At 41.5% G+C, this 16,612-nt stretch carries 12 protein-coding genes and 3 pseudogenes; 12 read left to right on the top strand and 3 right to left on the bottom strand.

Annotated elements, in window-relative coordinates; genetic code table 11:
• The first annotated feature begins 53 nt into the window (after nucleotides 1-53).
• The 9 genes and pseudogenes from WAX46_RS08860 (at nucleotide 54) to WAX46_RS08820 (ending at nucleotide 10,661) form a co-directional block, all read left to right on the top strand.
• Nucleotides 54-332, top strand: coding sequence for a hypothetical protein (locus WAX46_RS08860; RefSeq protein ID WP_226567080.1), 279 nt, complete (start codon nucleotides 54-56; stop codon nucleotides 330-332).
• 192 nt (nucleotides 333-524) lie between these two features.
• The gene (locus WAX46_RS08855; RefSeq protein ID WP_226567081.1) at nucleotides 525-1,865 is read left to right on the top strand and encodes an aspartate aminotransferase family protein; all 1,341 of its coding nucleotides are present in this window, start codon (nucleotides 525-527) and stop codon (nucleotides 1,863-1,865) included.
• A 175-nt stretch (nucleotides 1,866-2,040) separates the two neighbouring features.
• Nucleotides 2,041-2,598, top strand: a complete 558-nt coding sequence (locus WAX46_RS08850; RefSeq protein ID WP_226567082.1) for a glycerol-3-phosphate responsive antiterminator — start codon at nucleotides 2,041-2,043, stop codon at nucleotides 2,596-2,598.
• Between the two features lie 211 nt (nucleotides 2,599-2,809).
• A complete protein-coding gene (locus tag WAX46_RS08845; protein WP_226567083.1) occupies nucleotides 2,810-3,625 on the top strand; it encodes an MIP/aquaporin family protein in 816 nt (271 codons plus the stop codon).
• A gap of 15 nt (nucleotides 3,626-3,640) precedes the next feature.
• A complete protein-coding gene (gene glpK, locus WAX46_RS08840) occupies nucleotides 3,641-5,137 on the top strand; it encodes a glycerol kinase GlpK (RefSeq protein WP_226567084.1) in 1,497 nt (498 codons plus the stop codon).
• A 139-nt stretch (nucleotides 5,138-5,276) separates the two neighbouring features.
• Nucleotides 5,277-6,938, top strand: coding sequence for a glycerol-3-phosphate dehydrogenase/oxidase (locus WAX46_RS08835; protein WP_226567085.1), 1,662 nt, complete (start codon nucleotides 5,277-5,279; stop codon nucleotides 6,936-6,938).
• 146 nt (nucleotides 6,939-7,084) lie between these two features.
• Nucleotides 7,085-8,831: pseudogene (locus tag WAX46_RS08830) on the top strand (phospho-sugar mutase).
• Nucleotides 8,832-8,949: 118 nt separating this feature from the next.
• A pseudogene (locus WAX46_RS08825) lies at nucleotides 8,950-10,042 on the top strand (GAF domain-containing sensor histidine kinase).
• Nucleotides 10,039-10,661: pseudogene (locus WAX46_RS08820) on the top strand (response regulator transcription factor). The pseudogenes WAX46_RS08825 and WAX46_RS08820 overlap by 4 nt, the downstream one beginning before the upstream one ends.
• A 60-nt stretch (nucleotides 10,662-10,721) precedes the next feature.
• Here WAX46_RS08820 and WAX46_RS08815 read toward each other — a convergent pair.
• Entirely contained in the window at nucleotides 10,722-10,967 is a 246-nt protein-coding gene (locus WAX46_RS08815) for a YhdB family protein (protein ID WP_226567088.1), read from the bottom strand.
• A 191-nt stretch (nucleotides 10,968-11,158) separates the two neighbouring features.
• On the opposite strand from WAX46_RS08815, the gene WAX46_RS08810 reads away from it, so the two are divergent.
• Entirely contained in the window at nucleotides 11,159-11,476 is a 318-nt protein-coding gene (locus WAX46_RS08810) for a YqzG/YhdC family protein (protein ID WP_376776403.1), read from the top strand.
• A 40-nt stretch (nucleotides 11,477-11,516) separates the two neighbouring features.
• Here the strand turns inward: WAX46_RS08810 and WAX46_RS08805 are convergent, their stop codons facing one another.
• Both WAX46_RS08805 and WAX46_RS08800 read right to left on the bottom strand, forming a co-directional pair.
• Complete coding sequence (locus tag WAX46_RS08805; protein WP_336493680.1) at nucleotides 11,517-12,992, bottom strand: catalase; 1,476 nt, start codon at nucleotides 12,990-12,992, stop codon at nucleotides 11,517-11,519.
• A 155-nt stretch (nucleotides 12,993-13,147) separates the two neighbouring features.
• Nucleotides 13,148-13,579 (bottom strand): Rrf2 family transcriptional regulator, encoded by a 432-nt coding sequence (locus WAX46_RS08800; RefSeq protein WP_336493679.1) that lies wholly within the window; start codon nucleotides 13,577-13,579, stop codon nucleotides 13,148-13,150.
• Between the two features lie 180 nt (nucleotides 13,580-13,759).
• Between WAX46_RS08800 and WAX46_RS08795 the strand changes: the two genes are divergently transcribed.
• Both WAX46_RS08795 and WAX46_RS08790 read left to right on the top strand, forming a co-directional pair.
• Nucleotides 13,760-14,959 carry a globin domain-containing protein gene (locus tag WAX46_RS08795; RefSeq protein ID WP_336493678.1) on the top strand — a complete coding sequence of 400 codons (1,200 nt, stop codon included), beginning with the start codon at nucleotides 13,760-13,762 and terminating at the stop codon, nucleotides 14,957-14,959.
• Between the two features lie 67 nt (nucleotides 14,960-15,026).
• Nucleotides 15,027-16,451 (top strand): SpoVR family protein, encoded by a 1,425-nt coding sequence (locus WAX46_RS08790; protein WP_376776404.1) that lies wholly within the window; start codon nucleotides 15,027-15,029, stop codon nucleotides 16,449-16,451.
• Nucleotides 16,452-16,612 lie beyond the last annotated feature (161 nt).

The raw sequence follows: 16,612 nt of genomic DNA, 5'->3' as shown, positions 1-16,612 counted from the left end.
CAAGTATATCAGCACTTGAGGGTGATTCTTCTAAGCAAACGGAAGAGCTTGTCATGAGCTACTTACAGCATGCTTCATTGCCAAAAGGAGACGAAGTGTCTCAAAAGCAAGAAAGGCAGAGAATTGGAAAGAGCATGCGGAGAAGGCAGCAAACGAAATTAGACAACTATATGATCGGGAACAGCTTCATGGAACAGTCATCAATTTTGGGATTGGTCAATATTGTGAGCAGTTTCAGCATAGGAGAACAAGCTTTCAAGCACCGAAATGCCAGGCGCTTGAATTTGAGATCCTCGCTTATGAATTTCTGCAAGGAAATCGTCATTAACTAGCTTTGTTAGATTTGCCAAGGCAACAAACGATCTGTCTAATGTGGTCTGCCCAGCCCTTGGATCTCTTTAACAGGTGGTCTTGATTCAGTTTCATATGTCTCACTTTTCATCCATATAATGAATGGAGAGACAGTGTACTGACCTGTCTAAGCATTTTTAGTGATGAAAACGGGTACGTGGGGGCGTGGGAAGATGAAAATACATGAGCAGGCTCAAAATCTTCAGGAAAAAGACGATCAGTTGATCTGGCATCATATGAAAGGGAAAAACAAGGAAAATGAAAGCATGGTTATTCACGAGGCAGACGGCGCATGGGTGACAGATATTCATGGAAATCGATATTTAGATGGCATGTCAGGACTTTGGTGTGTGAATGCCGGATATGGCCGAAAAGAGCTTGCAGAAGCGGCGTATAAGCAATTAATTAAGATGCCTTACTATCCGCTTACACAAAGCCATGTACCAGCGATCAAGCTGGCTGAGAAGCTCAATGAATGGCTTGGCGGTGACTATGTGATCTTCTTTTCCAACAGCGGTTCTGAAGCCAATGAGGCCGCATTTAAGATCACAAAACAATATCATGCGCAAAAAGGAGAGAGTACACGCACAAAATTCATCTCCCGGTATCGGTCGTATCACGGCAATACTGCAGCAGCTCTTGCGGCAACGGGTCAAGCGCAGCGCAAATATAAATATGAACCATTAGGACAGGGCTTCATCCATGTCGCTTCACCTGATCTGTATCGGTACCCTGAGGATCAAGAGAATTTGGCAAGTGCTACGGCGATTGATCAAGTGATGACGTGGGAATTAAGTGAGACTATTGCTGGGGTCATCATGGAGCCGATTATTACGGGAGGCGGTATTTTAATGCCGCCAGAAGGGTATTTGAAAAAGGTAAAAGACATCTGTGACGCGCATGGAGCGCTCCTCATCGTGGATGAAGTGATATGCGGCTTTGGCCGGACAGGAAAGCGATTTGGTTTTATGCATGAGGAAGTAAAGCCGGATATCATCACAATGGCGAAAGGGATCACAAGCGGCTATTTACCGCTTTCTGCAACGTGTGTCAAGCGGGAAATCTATGAAGCCTATGCAGGAGAAGATACGTATGATCGGCTGCGTCATGTGAATACATTTGGTGGTCACCCAGCTTCCTGTACGGTTGCGCTTGCCAACCTTGACATCATGGAAAACGAGCAGTTGGTTGAGCGCTCCGAAACACTTGGTAGAGACATGCTTGATCGTTTGCAAGCGTTAAAAGCGCATCCATTTGTCGGTGATGTCAGAGGAAAAGGATTGCTGTTTGGCATTGAGCTTGTGCAGAATCAGCAGTCTAAAAAGCCAGCTAATCCAAGTGTTGTTGGTCAATTGATTGCAGAATGTAAAAAACGCGGGCTGATCATTGGGAAAAATGGAGATACGGTGGCTGGCTATAATAACGTTGCTCAGCTTGCACCACCACTGAGTATCACAGATGAAGACGCTGCATTCATCATCAACACCTTAAAAGAAAGCATGGCACAGCTATAGCAGAGAGACTTCTCTGCTTTTTTCTATAAACGAAAAGCCTATTCATTAGACAAAAGATCTCTTACTCAAGTTGCTAGGTCAAATCGACAATGGGCACACTAGGTGTATTGAAAAAAAGAAGATATTCTATTACTGTAGGAGAAGTGAACCAATACAATTTAGAAGGAGACGGCATATGAGTTTTCATGATCAACCCATTCTACCTGCTGTTCGCAATATGAAGCAATTTGAGGAATTTTTAAAAAATCCATTTACATATGGAGTCTTACTGGATGTTCACTTAGGCCGGCTTAAGGGCATCATGAATGAGGCAAATGCACATCGGAAAAAAATGTTTGTCCATGTCGATTTAATTCATGGGATCAAACACGATGAGTATGGAACGGAATTTATATGTCAGGAAATGAAGCCGGCAGGAATTATTTCTACTAGGTCTTCTGTCATAGTAAAAGCCAAGCAAAAAAAAGTAAATGCCATTCAGCGAATGTTTTTACTTGATACAAGTGCAATGGAAAAAAGCATGGAGTTTGTTGGGAAACATCGTCCAGATTTTATTGAAGTATTGCCAGGTGTCGTGCCCGATTTAATTACAGAAGTGCGCAAAAGAGCGGGAATACCAATATTTGCAGGAGGATTTATCAGGACAAAAGAAGATGTGGAAAGAGCGCTTGAGGCAGGAGCAACAGCTGTGACGACGTCGAATACAGACCTTTGGAAAGCGTTCCAAAAGTGAAAAAGATAAATGTGAAAATTGATTGACAACGTTTTCACACTCTGATACTATAGCACTAAGTTAATATCATGTGATGGAGAAATGGAGATCCACAACAGCGCTTTACTAGGTGACAAATGACCCTGATGTAAAGTATGTTTGTTGTGGGTCTCTTTCTTTATCTTTTCAACACATTCATAGGTTTGGCAATTGAACCAGAGGAGGAATTTTTATGACACCATTTTGGGGTGAAGTCGTAGGTACAATGCTACTCATTATCTTTGGAGGCGGTGTGTGTGCGGCCGTAAATTTAAAGAAATCGCTCGCATATCAGTCCGGCTGGATTGTAATCGCTTTCGGATGGGGATTTGCAGTAGCCATTGCAGCTTATGCAACTGGTGGAATTAGCGGTGCACATTTAAACCCGGCCCTAACAATTGGTCTTGCTCTAGAAGGAAGTTTTTCTTGGGCTGATGTTCCAATGTATATTGTCGGTCAAATGCTTGGGGCATTACTCGGAGCTATTATTGTCTTTTTACATTACTTACCACACTGGAAAGCAACAGACGATCCAGGTGCAAAACTAGGTGTTTTTTCAACTGGTCCTGCGATTCCGCATACCTTTGCAAACGTACTCAGTGAAGTGATCGGCACGTTTGTATTGGTTGTTGGGATCTTAGCGATTGGTGCAAATAAATTTGCAGACGGGGTGAACCCGCTGATTGTTGGTTTCTTAATTGTAGCGATTGGTCTTTCTTTAGGTGGAACAACGGGTTATGCGATCAACCCTGCACGTGATTTAGGGCCGAGAATTGCACATGCGATTCTGCCGATTCCAGGTAAAGGTCCATCGAATTGGAAATATGCTTGGATCCCTGTTGTTGGTCCAATTTTAGGCGGCGCATTTGGCGGTGTTTTCTACAATGCAGCCTTCAAAGCGAATGTCACGCCAGCCTTTTGGATTGTAAGCGTTATTTTAGTTGTGGTATTGTTAGGAATCCATTTCTCTACGAAAAGCCACACAAACGCTGTAAATGAAAGTATGTAAGGGGAGGAAAACACGATGGCAAAAGAAAAATATATTCTCGCATTAGATCAAGGGACAACGAGCTCAAGAGCGATCTTATTTGATCAAGAAGGCAAAATTGCTCATACAGCACAGAAGGAATTTAATCAGTATTTTCCGAACCCAGGCTGGGTAGAACACAATGCAAATGAAATTTGGAGCTCTGTTCTCTCTGTGATTTCAACGGCTCTGATTGAATCAGGAATTGAAGCAGATCAAATCGCAGGTATCGGGATCACGAATCAGCGTGAGACGACTGTTGTATGGGATAAACACACAGGGGCACCAGTTTATCATGCCATTGTGTGGCAGTCTAGACAAACATCTGGCATTTGTGAAGAGCTGAAAGCACAAGGACACAATGATACATTCAGAAATAAAACAGGACTTCTCATCGATGCTTATTTCTCAGGTACAAAAGTAAAATGGATTTTAGACAATGTAGAAGGAGCACGTGAGAAAGCGGAAAATGGCGACTTGCTGTTTGGCACAATCGATACATGGCTCATTTGGAAAATGACGGGCGGTAAATCTCACGTTACAGATTACTCTAATGCGTCAAGAACACTAATGTTTAACATTTACGATTTAAAATGGGATGAAGAATTACTTGATATTCTAGGCGTACCTGCTTCTATGCTGCCAGAGGTCAAACCATCTTCACACATTTATGGTGAAACGACGGACTATCACTTCTTCGGGAAAAATATCCCGATTGCAGGAGCGGCGGGAGACCAGCAGTCTGCTTTATTCGGTCAGGCTTGCTTTGAAGAAGGAATGGCGAAGAACACATATGGTACAGGATGTTTCATGTTGATGAATACAGGGGAAAAAGCAATTAAGTCGGATCATGGATTATTAACGACGATTGCATGGGGCATTGACGGAAAAGTTGAATATGCTTTAGAAGGAAGTATTTTTGTTGCTGGTTCAGCAATTCAGTGGCTGCGTGATGGACTGAGAATGTTTAAAGACTCGAAAGACAGTGAAGCTTATGCAGAGCGCGTAGAGTCAACAGACGGCGTATATGTTGTTCCGGCATTCGTTGGTCTAGGCACACCATACTGGGACAGTGATGTCAGAGGCGCTGTATTCGGATTAACACGCGGTACTTCTAAAGAGCACTTTGTCCGTGCAACGTTAGAGTCACTTGCTTATCAAACAAAAGATGTTTTAGATGCGATGGAAAAGGATTCAAACATCTCATTAAAAACATTGCGTGTTGATGGCGGAGCTGTGAAGAATGACTTCTTAATGGGCTTCCAAAGTGATTTGCTGGATGTACCAGTAGAACGTCCAGAAATTAATGAAACGACGGCACTCGGTGCGGCCTATCTTGCGGGAATAGCAGTTGGCTTCTGGAACGACCGTTCAGACATTGCAAACCAATGGAACCTTGACAAGCGCTTTGACCCTAAGATGGAAGAGGACAGCCGTGACTCGTTATATAGCGGGTGGAAAAAAGCTGTAAAAGCAGCTCAAGCTTTCAAATAAACAAAGAGTATGGTATACTCCAAGTAAGTTAATAGAACGGTTGGAGAACTGGAGAGACCGCAGACACTGAAGTGTAGAAATACGCTTTGGGTGTTTGTGGTCTCTTTTTCTTTACCGTATAACATGGGAGGAACAAGAGATGACTTTTTCTAGCTTAGAAAGAGAACAAATGCTGCAGGAAATGACAAAAAAACCATATGATGTGTTTATCATTGGTGGGGGTATAACAGGCGCTGGAACAGCACTTGATGCAGCTTCACGTGGGATGCGTGTTGGTCTTGCCGAAATGCAGGATTTTGCGGCAGGTACGTCTAGCCGCTCAACGAAACTCGTGCACGGTGGGCTTCGTTATTTAAAACAATTTGAAGTGAAGATGGTGGCAGAGGTCGGTAAAGAGCGTGCCATTGTATATGAAAATGGTCCGCATGTGACAACACCAGAATGGATGCTTCTTCCGATGCATAAAGGCGGCACATTTGGTAAGTTTTCAACATCAATTGGATTAAGAGTGTATGACTTTTTAGCAGGGGTAAAGCATAGCGAACGCAGAAGGATGCTAAGTGCAAAAGAAACACTTGCGAAAGAACCGCTTGTGCAAAAGGATGGCTTAAAAGGCGGCGGCTACTATGTTGAATACCGTACAGATGATGCACGCCTCACAATCGAAGTCATGAAAGAGGCTGTAAAATTCGGTGCTGAAGCTGTTAATTATGCGAAAGTAAAAGAATTTATTTATGATAAAGGCAAAGTCGTCGGCGTCATTATTGAAGACGTCATGACTCAGAAAACATACGATGTATATGCGAAGAAAATTGTCAATGCGACAGGTCCATGGGTAGATCAGCTAAGAGATAAGGACCAATCAAGAGAAGGAAAACATTTACAGCATACAAAAGGAATCCATTTAGTATTTGACCAATCTGTTTTCCCATTAAAACAAGCGATATACTTTGACACACCTGATAAGCGTATGGTTTTTGCCATTCCAAGAGAAGGCAAAACGTATGTTGGAACAACAGATACGGTGTACAAAAAACAGCTGGAACATCCGCGTATGACAAAAGCAGATCGTGATTACGTCATCCAAGCAATCCAGTACATGTTCCCAGATTTAAACATTACAGAAAAAGATGTTGAATCCAACTGGGCCGGTCTTCGTCCGCTCATTCATGAAGAAGGCAAAGATCCTTCAGAAATTTCTCGTAAGGATGAGGTATGGACATCATCTTCAGGCTTAATTACTATTGCTGGTGGTAAATTAACAGGCTACCGTAAAATGGCTGAGCATATTGTGGATCTTGTACGTGATGGTCTCAAAAAAGAAACGGGAAAAGATTACGGACCATGTAAAACAAAACATATGCCAATTTCAGGCGGCCATGTAGGCGGTTCTAAAAATATGGCATCCTTTGTTCAAGCGAAAACGGCAGAAGGAGCATCTGTTGGTTTAACTGAACCGATTGCTGAAAAACTAGCCGAAAAATATGGCTCAAATGTCAGTAGTATATTCCAACGTGTAGAGCAGCTTCAAGGCGAAGCAGACAAACGAAATATTCCGGCGTATGTACTCGCTGAGCTTGTCTATGCGATAGAAGAAGAACTGGCCGTTACACCTGTTGATTTTTTCTTAAGAAGAACAGGAAGCCTATTATTTAATATCAACTGGGCAAAAAAATATGCACAGCCTGTCGTTGACTATATGGCAGATCACTTTGGCTGGGATGAAGCGACAAAACAAAAACATCAAACTGAATTAGATCAACTATTCCATGAAGCTGTTGTTCCGCTTGATGCCGAATAAAGAGAAAGTCGATCGTGTATCGGCTTTTTTTTTAAATTGTTTTTCGTTTTTTTGATATGCCAATGATATAGCATGACATTAAGTCTGATTCCATATAAAATAACAGTGATGTTATTTTATTGATGAAAAGAGCTGGGAGGACGACCATGAGCTGGAATACGAATTATGAGCGATGGATCCATGAGGAGCAGCTAGAAACTGAACTAAGGGATTGGCTTGAGGCACATCAGGATGATCATCAAGCGCTTGAAGACTGCTTCTACAAAAATCTGGAGTTCGGAACTGGGGGAATGCGCGGAGAGATTGGTGCTGGAACGAACCGAATGAACGTCTACACCGTTCGAAAAGCATCAGCCGGTCTTGCTGCGTATATTGCAAAACATGGAGAGGATGCAAAAAAAAGAGGCGTTGCCATTGCATATGATTCACGTCATAAATCCCCTGAATTTGCGATGGAAGCAGCCAAAACGCTTGGTTCAAATGGCATTCAAACGTACGTATTTGACGAACTGCGTCCGACACCAGAACTCTCCTTTGCGGTTAGAGAGCTGAATGCATTTGCTGGTATCGTTGTCACAGCAAGCCATAATCCACCAGAATATAATGGCTATAAAGTATATGGAGAAGATGGCGGGCAGCTACCCCCATTCGAAGCAGATCAAGTCATTAAAGAAGTAGATGCAATTGAAAATGAACTAGCGATATCAGTAGAATCAGAAGAAACATTGAAGCAAAACGGGTTGATCCACATCATCGGAGAAGAAATTGATCATGCTTATACTGAAAAATTAAAAACCATCAGTGTGCACCCTGAGCTTGCAAGTGAAGTCGATGTCAAAGTGGTGTTTACCCCGCTTCATGGTACAGCGAATAAACCTGTCCGAAACGGGCTGCAGGCTCTTGGATATGAGCATGTGACCGTTGTGCCTGAACAGGAAAAGCCAGATCCGCAATTCTCAACTGTGACGTCGCCAAACCCAGAGGAGCATGCAGCATTTGAATACGCCATCAAGCTTGGTGAAAAGCAAAATGCTGATATCTTGATTGCAACAGATCCAGATGCTGACAGATTAGGCATTGCCGTTAGAAACCATGAGGGAGAATTTACGGTCTTAACAGGCAATCAAACAGGTGCTCTGCTGCTTCATTATTTATTGTCTGAAAAACAAAATCTAAGTCAGCTACCGCCTCGTCCAGTTGTGATCAAAACCATTGTCACAAGTGAACTCGGTCGTGCTGTCGCATCCGCATTTGGTGCTGACACAATTGACACGCTCACAGGCTTTAAATTTATTGGAGAAAAAATAAAACAATTTGATGAGAGCGGGGAATACACGTTTCAATTTGGCTATGAAGAGAGCTATGGCTATTTGATTGGTGATTTTGCCCGGGATAAAGATGCGGTACAAGCAGCGCTGTTAGCCGTTGAAGTCGCTGCCTTTTATAAGAAACAAGACAAGTCATTGTACGATGCACTCGTCGATATTTTTAAGGAATTCGGATTTTACTGCGAGGGGTTAAAGTCATTAACCTTAAAAGGAAAAGAAGGAGCGGAACAGATTTCAGCGATCCTTCATACCTTTAGAACAAATCCGCCAGTTGCCATCGCAGGTCAGCGCATTACTGTCATTGAAGATTATCAATCAAGTCAAAGACGCCTTGTGCCTGAAAAGAAAGAAGAAACCATTCATCTGCCGGCTTCAAACGTACTGAAATATTTCCTTGAAGATGGTTCATGGTTCTGCTTAAGACCTTCTGGTACTGAGCCAAAAGTGAAATTTTATATCGCGGTCAAAGGCACATCTTTGACAGATAGCGAAGAAAAGCTGAAGGATCTATCAGAAGAAGTGATGAAAGTCGTCTACGACATTGTTAGAAGAAACAGCTAAATAAACCAAATTAACAACGCCATCGTGTTATGCATGATGGCTTTTTTCTCAGCCAAAAGGATGAGATAAAATCATCCTTTTTGAGAAAGAGCCAAGAGGATGCTCATGGTATAATCAACGTAATGATAAGAGAAGGCATGGAAATGAAAGATACGCTTCATGAAGTGCTTCATATGCTCATGGAGATTACAGGCTTTCAGACAGCATGGATTTATTTTATAGAGGAAGACGGCTCGTATGAACTAACTGATGGCAGAGGTATCTTTACCTGAAGCACTGGCAAAGGATCGAAAGCAATTGATGTGCCAAAATGATTGTTATTGCATCAATCGATATACTAAGGGGTCACTACAATCAGCCACCAATATCATTAACTGTTAACGAATTGAAACGGTGATTGAGCAAAAGCTTGGAGATACGGAAGGAATTACGCATCATGCAACAGTTCCGCTCAAAGCATGTAAGCGCACGTTCGGTTTATTAAATGTGGCGGCAAAAGGAAAAGTTACATTTACACAAGAAGAGCTGAATTTGCTTGAAAGTATTGCGCTTCAAATTGGTACGGCCATTCAGCGGATGAAGCTTGTGCAAAGTGAACAGCAGCATGCACTACTTGAAGAAAGAAACCGTCTCGCACAGGACTTACATGATTCGGTCAATCAAATGCTGTTTTCTGTGAGTCTTACTGCAAAGGCAGCCCGTCAAATGACAAGCGACCAGAATTTAGGGGAAATGATTGATTTTATTCAGCATTTGTCACAAGATGCACTCATTGAGATGCGGTCACTCATTTGGCAGTTAAGACCAAGAGGACTTGAAAAAGGATTGACAACAGCGATTGAAGAGTATGCACAGCTTTTAGGGCTAAGCTGTACATTATCCTTATCCGGCTGTAGGGAAATGGATCATTCGCGGCATGAGACTTTGTTTCGCGTATGTCAGGAAGCGCTGAATAACTGTCAAAAACATGCGGGAGTAGACAAAGTAGAAGTCAAACTCGAGCAATCAGCAGACACGTTTGATATGAAAATCATCGATTACGGAAAAGGATTTCAGTATGACGAACAAATGAGTCTTCCTTCACTTGGGCTGAAAGGGATGGCTGACCGAATCAAAAGAGCAGGTGGTACATTTTGTATTAATTCTGAGCGAAATAAAGGAACCACCATTCATGTCCAAGTGCCATTTTCTCAAGAAAGGAAGGGGGCTTCATGAGAGTAGTCATTGCAGATGATCATCATATTGTGAGAAAAGGCCTCATGTTTTTTTTTGCAAACACAGCCTGATATTGACATCGTTGGAGAGGCGGTCAAATGGCGAAGAGGCACTTGAGGTTGTCAGACAAACGAAGTCTGACATTGTCCTGATGGACCTATCAATGCCTGTTATGAATGGAATTGATGCAACGAAACAAATGACGATAGAAATGCCGGGGACCCGCATTGTGATTCTGACAAGCTATGCGGATAAAGATTATGTCATTCCAGCTATTCAAGCTGGAGCGAAAGCCTATCAGCTCAAGGATGTAGCGCCAGAAAAGTTGCTCAAAACGATGATTGAAGTACAAAATGGCACCTATCAATTAGATGGTCATATCACGACCTTTCTTGTGCAGCATCTGACAGAACCAAAAGAGCAAAAATGGGCAATGATGAACGAGCTGACCAATAGAGAACGAGATGTCCTATTTGAAATTGCACAGGGCAAAAGCAACAAAGAAATCGCCTCTTCGCTGTTTATTTCTGAAAAGACGGTCAACTTATCAAAGTTAGAGCTGGCAGATCGAACACAAGCAGTGGAATATCAAAAAAATCAGCCGAAAGAGCTGCTATGACAGAAGATCATCATTGAACGTACCAACTTATGTAAAAAGGCCGAAAATCAGCCTTTTTCTTTATGAGTACACCGGTTCTGAATAAACCTTAGAAGCAGCCTCTGAAGCATGGTCAATATATTGCAGAAGCCAGTATAAACATTTTTCAACATCTGCATCGTTCCGGTTAAATTGATACGCATGTAAGAAATGCTCAATATGTTTCGAGAGCAAGTCATCTTTCGTACGTACCATAAGAATAAGTAAATTATCCCACTGCGAACGATGCGTATAATAAAGGGCCTTATCATAATCCGCCACATCCATTAAACCTTCTCCTTTCCCTTGAGAAGTCCTCATTAGTTTGCACGGACCATTTAAACTTTTTCAGGGGAAAAGTTGGTGTCCGCATAAACAGCGTACCGGTAATTATAGGCTGAATAAATGCTCCATGTATGAAAGAGAGTCGTATAGCTAAACCTAATCAAAATATACATGAAAGAGAGAACAATGATATCATGCAGCCGAAATTGTGGATGCTTATTGTAGCAGGAATGCTTTTGCTCGGCAGTCTGATTCACCCTGCATCAAAAGCAGCGGTACAGCCCTTTGAAAATTGGGAAAGACTTGCTTATACAGCCTTGCAAGACGAATATGAAGGTGCCGCTTTAAACGATTACCATTACATTGGACGTACACAAGTGAATGATGAGCAGACAAAAGATGTGTTTCGCGTTACCGTGAAGGAAGGTTCAACACTTTTTGCAGCGCACGCCGAAATTTATTTTCACCCGGTGACCGGCCATTTGATTAGTATCAATGTATTTCGGCTTTAAAAAAGCACCTCTTTTGGAAGAGGTGCCAGCACAAATTCAATTACTTCATGCTTCCTTGAAGGTATGAGCGAATATCCACACTGAGTGAATCCGCTAATCGCTGTCCGTAATCTTCATCTGCACGATAGAAGTTACAGATCGCAAGTAATTTCGTTTTTTCATTTACATCTTTGAGGTCAGCGGTTAGGTTTTTAATCAATGCTTGTTTCTCTTCCTCAGAGTAGCTTCGATATTTTTCCCCAGCTTGTTTGAAATCGTTCGGTTTTTCGATTTTTTGTCTCACCATACGGTCACCATGAAGAACAGGTTCACTTTCTTTGTAGTAAGGGTTTTCTTTTGGCTGATCGTCATAACGGTTTGGCTCATAGTTAATATGTCCGCTTGGACGATTTGTTGTCATAAAGCCATCTTGCTGGTTATTGTGTACAGGCGCATAAGGGCAGTTGACTGGAATGCACATGTAGTTCGCACCAAGCCGATGACGCTGCGTGTCAGGATATGAGAACAGACGACCTTGAAGCAGTTTATCCTCAGATGCTTCAATTCCTGGAACAAGTGCACTTGGCGTGAAAGCAGATTGTTCTGTTTCAGCAAAGAAATTTTCTGGATTGCGGTTAAGTGTCATGCGGCCCACTTTTTGAAGTGGATAATCTTCCTCGCACCACGTCTTCGTTGGATCACATGGATCAAAATCAAGTTCATCATAATCGCTAAGCGGCATAAGCTGAACATATAAGTCCCACGCTGGATAGTTGCCTTTTTCAATGCGATCATATAGATCTCTTGTCGCATGCTGGAAATCGTTCGCTTGAATTTTTGCTGCTTCTTCCATGGATAAATTGCGAATACCCTCTGAAGGTCTCCAGTGATATTTCACATATTTGGTTTCTCCAAATTTGTTTACCCATCTAAACGTATGAACACCAGAACCGCGCATTTCTGCGAAGTTCGCAGGGATTCCTTCGTCAGAGAAAAGCCATGTGAGCATGTGAGTAGACTCAGGTGTTAAGGTCATAAAATCCCAATAACGGTCAGGATCTTGGATATTGGTGACAGGATCTGGCTTGAGAGAGTGAACCATATCTGGGAATTTCAATGCATCACGAATAAAGAAGATCGGCAAGTTGTTACCAACTAAATCATAGTTACCTTCTTCTGTGTAAAATTTGACAGAAAACCCGCGTGGGTCACGCAAAGTTTCAGGTGAGCCTTTAGGATGAATAACTGTTGAGAAGCGGACAAAAACGTCTGTCTGTTTTCCTTCTTCACTTAAGAAGGCTGCTCTTGTATGTTTCTCCATGCTATTTTCTACTTCAAACACACCATAAGCACCGGCTCCTCTTGCATGAACGACACGCTCTGGGATACGTTCACGGTCAAAGTGTGCAAGCTTTTCAATCAAATGATAATCATCAAGAAATGAAGGTCCGCGATGACTAGCTGTTCTTGAGTTTTGGTTATCGCCAACAGGCACGCCTTGATTCGTCGTCAAATTTTTATGATTTGAATTTGTCATTCTTTTCTCCTCCTGTAAACAAAAAAATGGTTTCTAGCAATCTATTTACCCTAATTATATTTAATCAAACATGATATTTAATATTTATTTATAATGATTATAAATAAATATTATTACAAGGAGGTAAAAGGACGAAAGAAAGGGAATTCTTTCGTCTAAAGCAGGAGCTCTCTTAGAGCATCTTTGTTTTGTGTTAAATCTTTTAATGTGTATTGGTCAAGAACGTGTAAATAAGCAGTGAGTGCTTCATGAAGTACGTGTTTTAATGAACAAATCGGGGAGATGATACAGCTGTTTTTCTTTGGATCAAAGCATTCTACCATGACCAAATCATCCTCTGTATAGCGGACAACCTCTCCAATATTGATACTTTCTGGGCTTTTCCCCAGTCTAATCCCACCATTTCTCCCGCGGATCGTTTCCACATATCCGCATTTTCCAAGATGATAAATCACCTTCGTCAGATGATTTTTAGAAATGCCATAAATATCGGCAATCTGCTGAATATTTGACAGTTCATTGTTTTCTCTTGACGCTAAATAAATGAGTACTCTTAAAGAGAAATCTGTATAATTCGTAAGTTTCATTTTGACCTCTAAACCTAATAGAGTTTTGTATCATCGTAACACATTTTAGACAAGAACTGTTGGAGAAAGTTTTAAATGTGACAACATTTAAAACATCTATTATAAATATTGCTATGATAAGCTGTCATCCATTACGATAAAGATGTATTTAAAATACATCTTTTGAAAGAAGGAATGACCATGTTATCCACAGATCAAATGAACGCTATTAAACAATCAGCCTCTATATTAAAAGCCGAGGGAACCAAACTTGTGACTGTTTTTTATCAAAATATGATCAGACAGCACCCGGAGCTACTCAATCAATTTAATAAAACAAATCTCATGAACGGAAGTCAGCCTGAAGCGCTTGCTGCGACACTCTATCAAGCTGCATTGCACATTGACCGATTAGAAGAATTGCTTCCTGCTGTCAAACAAATTGCCCATAAACATGTCAGTGTCATGGTCAAAAAAGAACAATATCCAATCGTCGGATATCACCTCATTGAAGCGCTGAAAGAAGTGTTTGAATTAACAGAGGAGGATGACACATTATTAGCATGGAAGGCCGCATATGACATCATTGCAAATATTTTCATCACCATTGAAGCAGAAATGATGGAAGAGAATGTAAAGAAAACAGGCGGATGGGAAGATATGAAACCGTTTGTGATTAAGAAAAAGGTACAGGAATCTCCATCGCTGATCTCCTTTTACTTAGTACCAGAAGATGAATCAAAACTGCCAATGTATGAAGCAGGCCAGTACATTACAGTACAGGCAGATATGCCAGGAGAAGCCTATATGTGCAGCAGACAATACAGTTTATCAGATCAGCATCATCCATCTTATTATCGTATTACAGTGAAGCGCGATGGGCATGTGTCTACATTTTTACATGATGAAATGGGAGAAGTAGACGTCCTTCAAGTAAGTATGCCTCAGGGGATGTTCTGTTTGGTACAAGACACAAAAGAGCCTGTTTATTTCATTAGTGCTGGCTCTGGGGTCACACCCATGATCGGGTTAATGAAAACAGCTGCTCAAAACAGGCAGCCTTTTACGATGATTCATGCAGATCGATTAGAGGATGTAACCGCTTTTGGAAATGAATTTGAAAACGTTCTAGCTTCAGCTTCTCATGGACGCATCATCTTATGTAATGAACAATTTGCACAACCTAGTAAAGGTGAGCTTGTTGAGAAAGCAGCTTCCCGTATTGACCGTCCATTCCTTCAATCAGTGATTGGAGAAGGGAAAGGACAATTTTATCTATGCGGTTCCCCGGTGTTTACACAGGACATGATTCAAATTCTAAAAGAGCTTGGAATTCCAAAGCAGAATATTCATTTCGAAGCATTCGGCGGGCAATCCATCAAAGAGATCGAAGTTATATAAACGAAAGGTTGAACATCATGTTTTTTTAGGTGCGTTCATATAGTAGGGATAAGTCCGATGAGGAGGGATGGTTTCCTTGAGCGTATCTGAAAAACGTCTTTTACAAAGAGCCATTGATGAAATTACAGAAATTGCAGAAGGATTTGGTCTAGATTTTTATCCGATGAGGTATGAAATCTGTCCCGCGGAAATTATTTATACGTTCGGTGCATACGGAATGCCAACACGTTTTAGTCACTGGAGCTTTGGAAAGCAATTTCATAAAATGAAGCTTCATTATGATTTAGGATTAAGCAAAATTTATGAGCTGGTGATCAATTCAAATCCTTGCTACGCCTTTCTACTTGATAACAATACGCTTGTTCAAAATAAATTAATTGTGTCACATGTACTGGCGCACTGTGATTTCTTCAAAAATAATTGTCGTTTCCAAAACACAAAACGAGATATGGTGGAAAGCATGGCAGCGGCGGCAGAACGGATTAAAGAGTATGAGCATATCCATGGAACAAAAGAAGTCGAATCCTTTTTAGATGCGGTATTGGCTCTGCAAGAGCATATTGATCCGTCACTTGTTCGTTCAAAATTAAGCTGGAATGTAGACGATGAAGAAGAGCCAGAAGAAGATAAGCCAAAACGTCATACGCCGTATGATGATTTGTGGGGGATGGATGAATCGAAGACGAGTAAGAAAAAGAAAACCGTTAAGCAATTTCCGCCAAAGCCAGAAAAAGATATTTTGCTCTTTATTGAGGCACACTCCCGGGATCTGGAACCGTGGCAGCGTGATATACTGACCATACTTAGAGAGGAAATGTTGTACTTTTGGCCGCAACTTGAAACGAAGATCATGAATGAAGGCTGGGCATCGTATTGGCACCAGCGGATTATGCGTGAGCTTGATTTAGATACAAGTGAATCGATTGAGTTTGCCAAATTAAATGCTGGAGTGGTCCAACCATCTAAGACGGGTATCAACCCTTACTATTTAGGGCTAAAGATTTTTGAAGATATTGAAGAGCGTTATGACAATCCATGTGAAGAATTAAAAAAAGCAGGTGTGACCGAAGGGTCAGGCTGCGGCAAAATGTTTGAAGTACGGGAAATTGAATCGGACATTTCCTTTATTCGTAACTACTTAACGAAAGACCTTGTGATGAGAGAAGACTTGTACTTGTTTCAAAAGCAGGGGAGAGATTATAAAGTCATTGATAAAGAATGGAAGGCAGTTCGTGATCAGCTTGTAAGCATGAGAGTCAATGGCGGTTTTCCTTATTTGACAGTGATAGATGGCGACTACTTAAAAAACAATGAACTTTATATTAAGCATTGGTATGAAGGCATTGAGCTCGACCTGAAATACTTAGAAAAAGTGCTCCCGTATCTGTATCAGTTGTGGGGAAGAAGTGTGCATATCGAATCAGTTCTTGAAGGAAAAGAACTGATGTTTTCATACGATGGAAAAGGTGTTCATAGGAAATATCTCGCTTAAAAAAGAGCCAAAAAGATGTCTGTTTTAAGACATCTCAGACCGTAGACAAACCCCACCTTTACTTCAAGTAAAAGTGGGGTTTTCACTTATTTTGATAAAATTTATCAGTTGTCTTACGCTGGACATGGTCCTTTCCATGTCCAGTTTGCTAGCTTTTTGAG

The organism is Bacillus sp. FJAT-53060 (genome assembly GCF_037104745.1).
In the GTDB taxonomy this organism is placed as follows: domain Bacteria; phylum Bacillota; class Bacilli; order Bacillales; family Bacillaceae; genus Bacillus; species Bacillus stratosphericus_B.
Note: the sequence above shows the minus strand (reverse complement) of the source record. Positions and strands in the feature narration are given on the sequence as shown.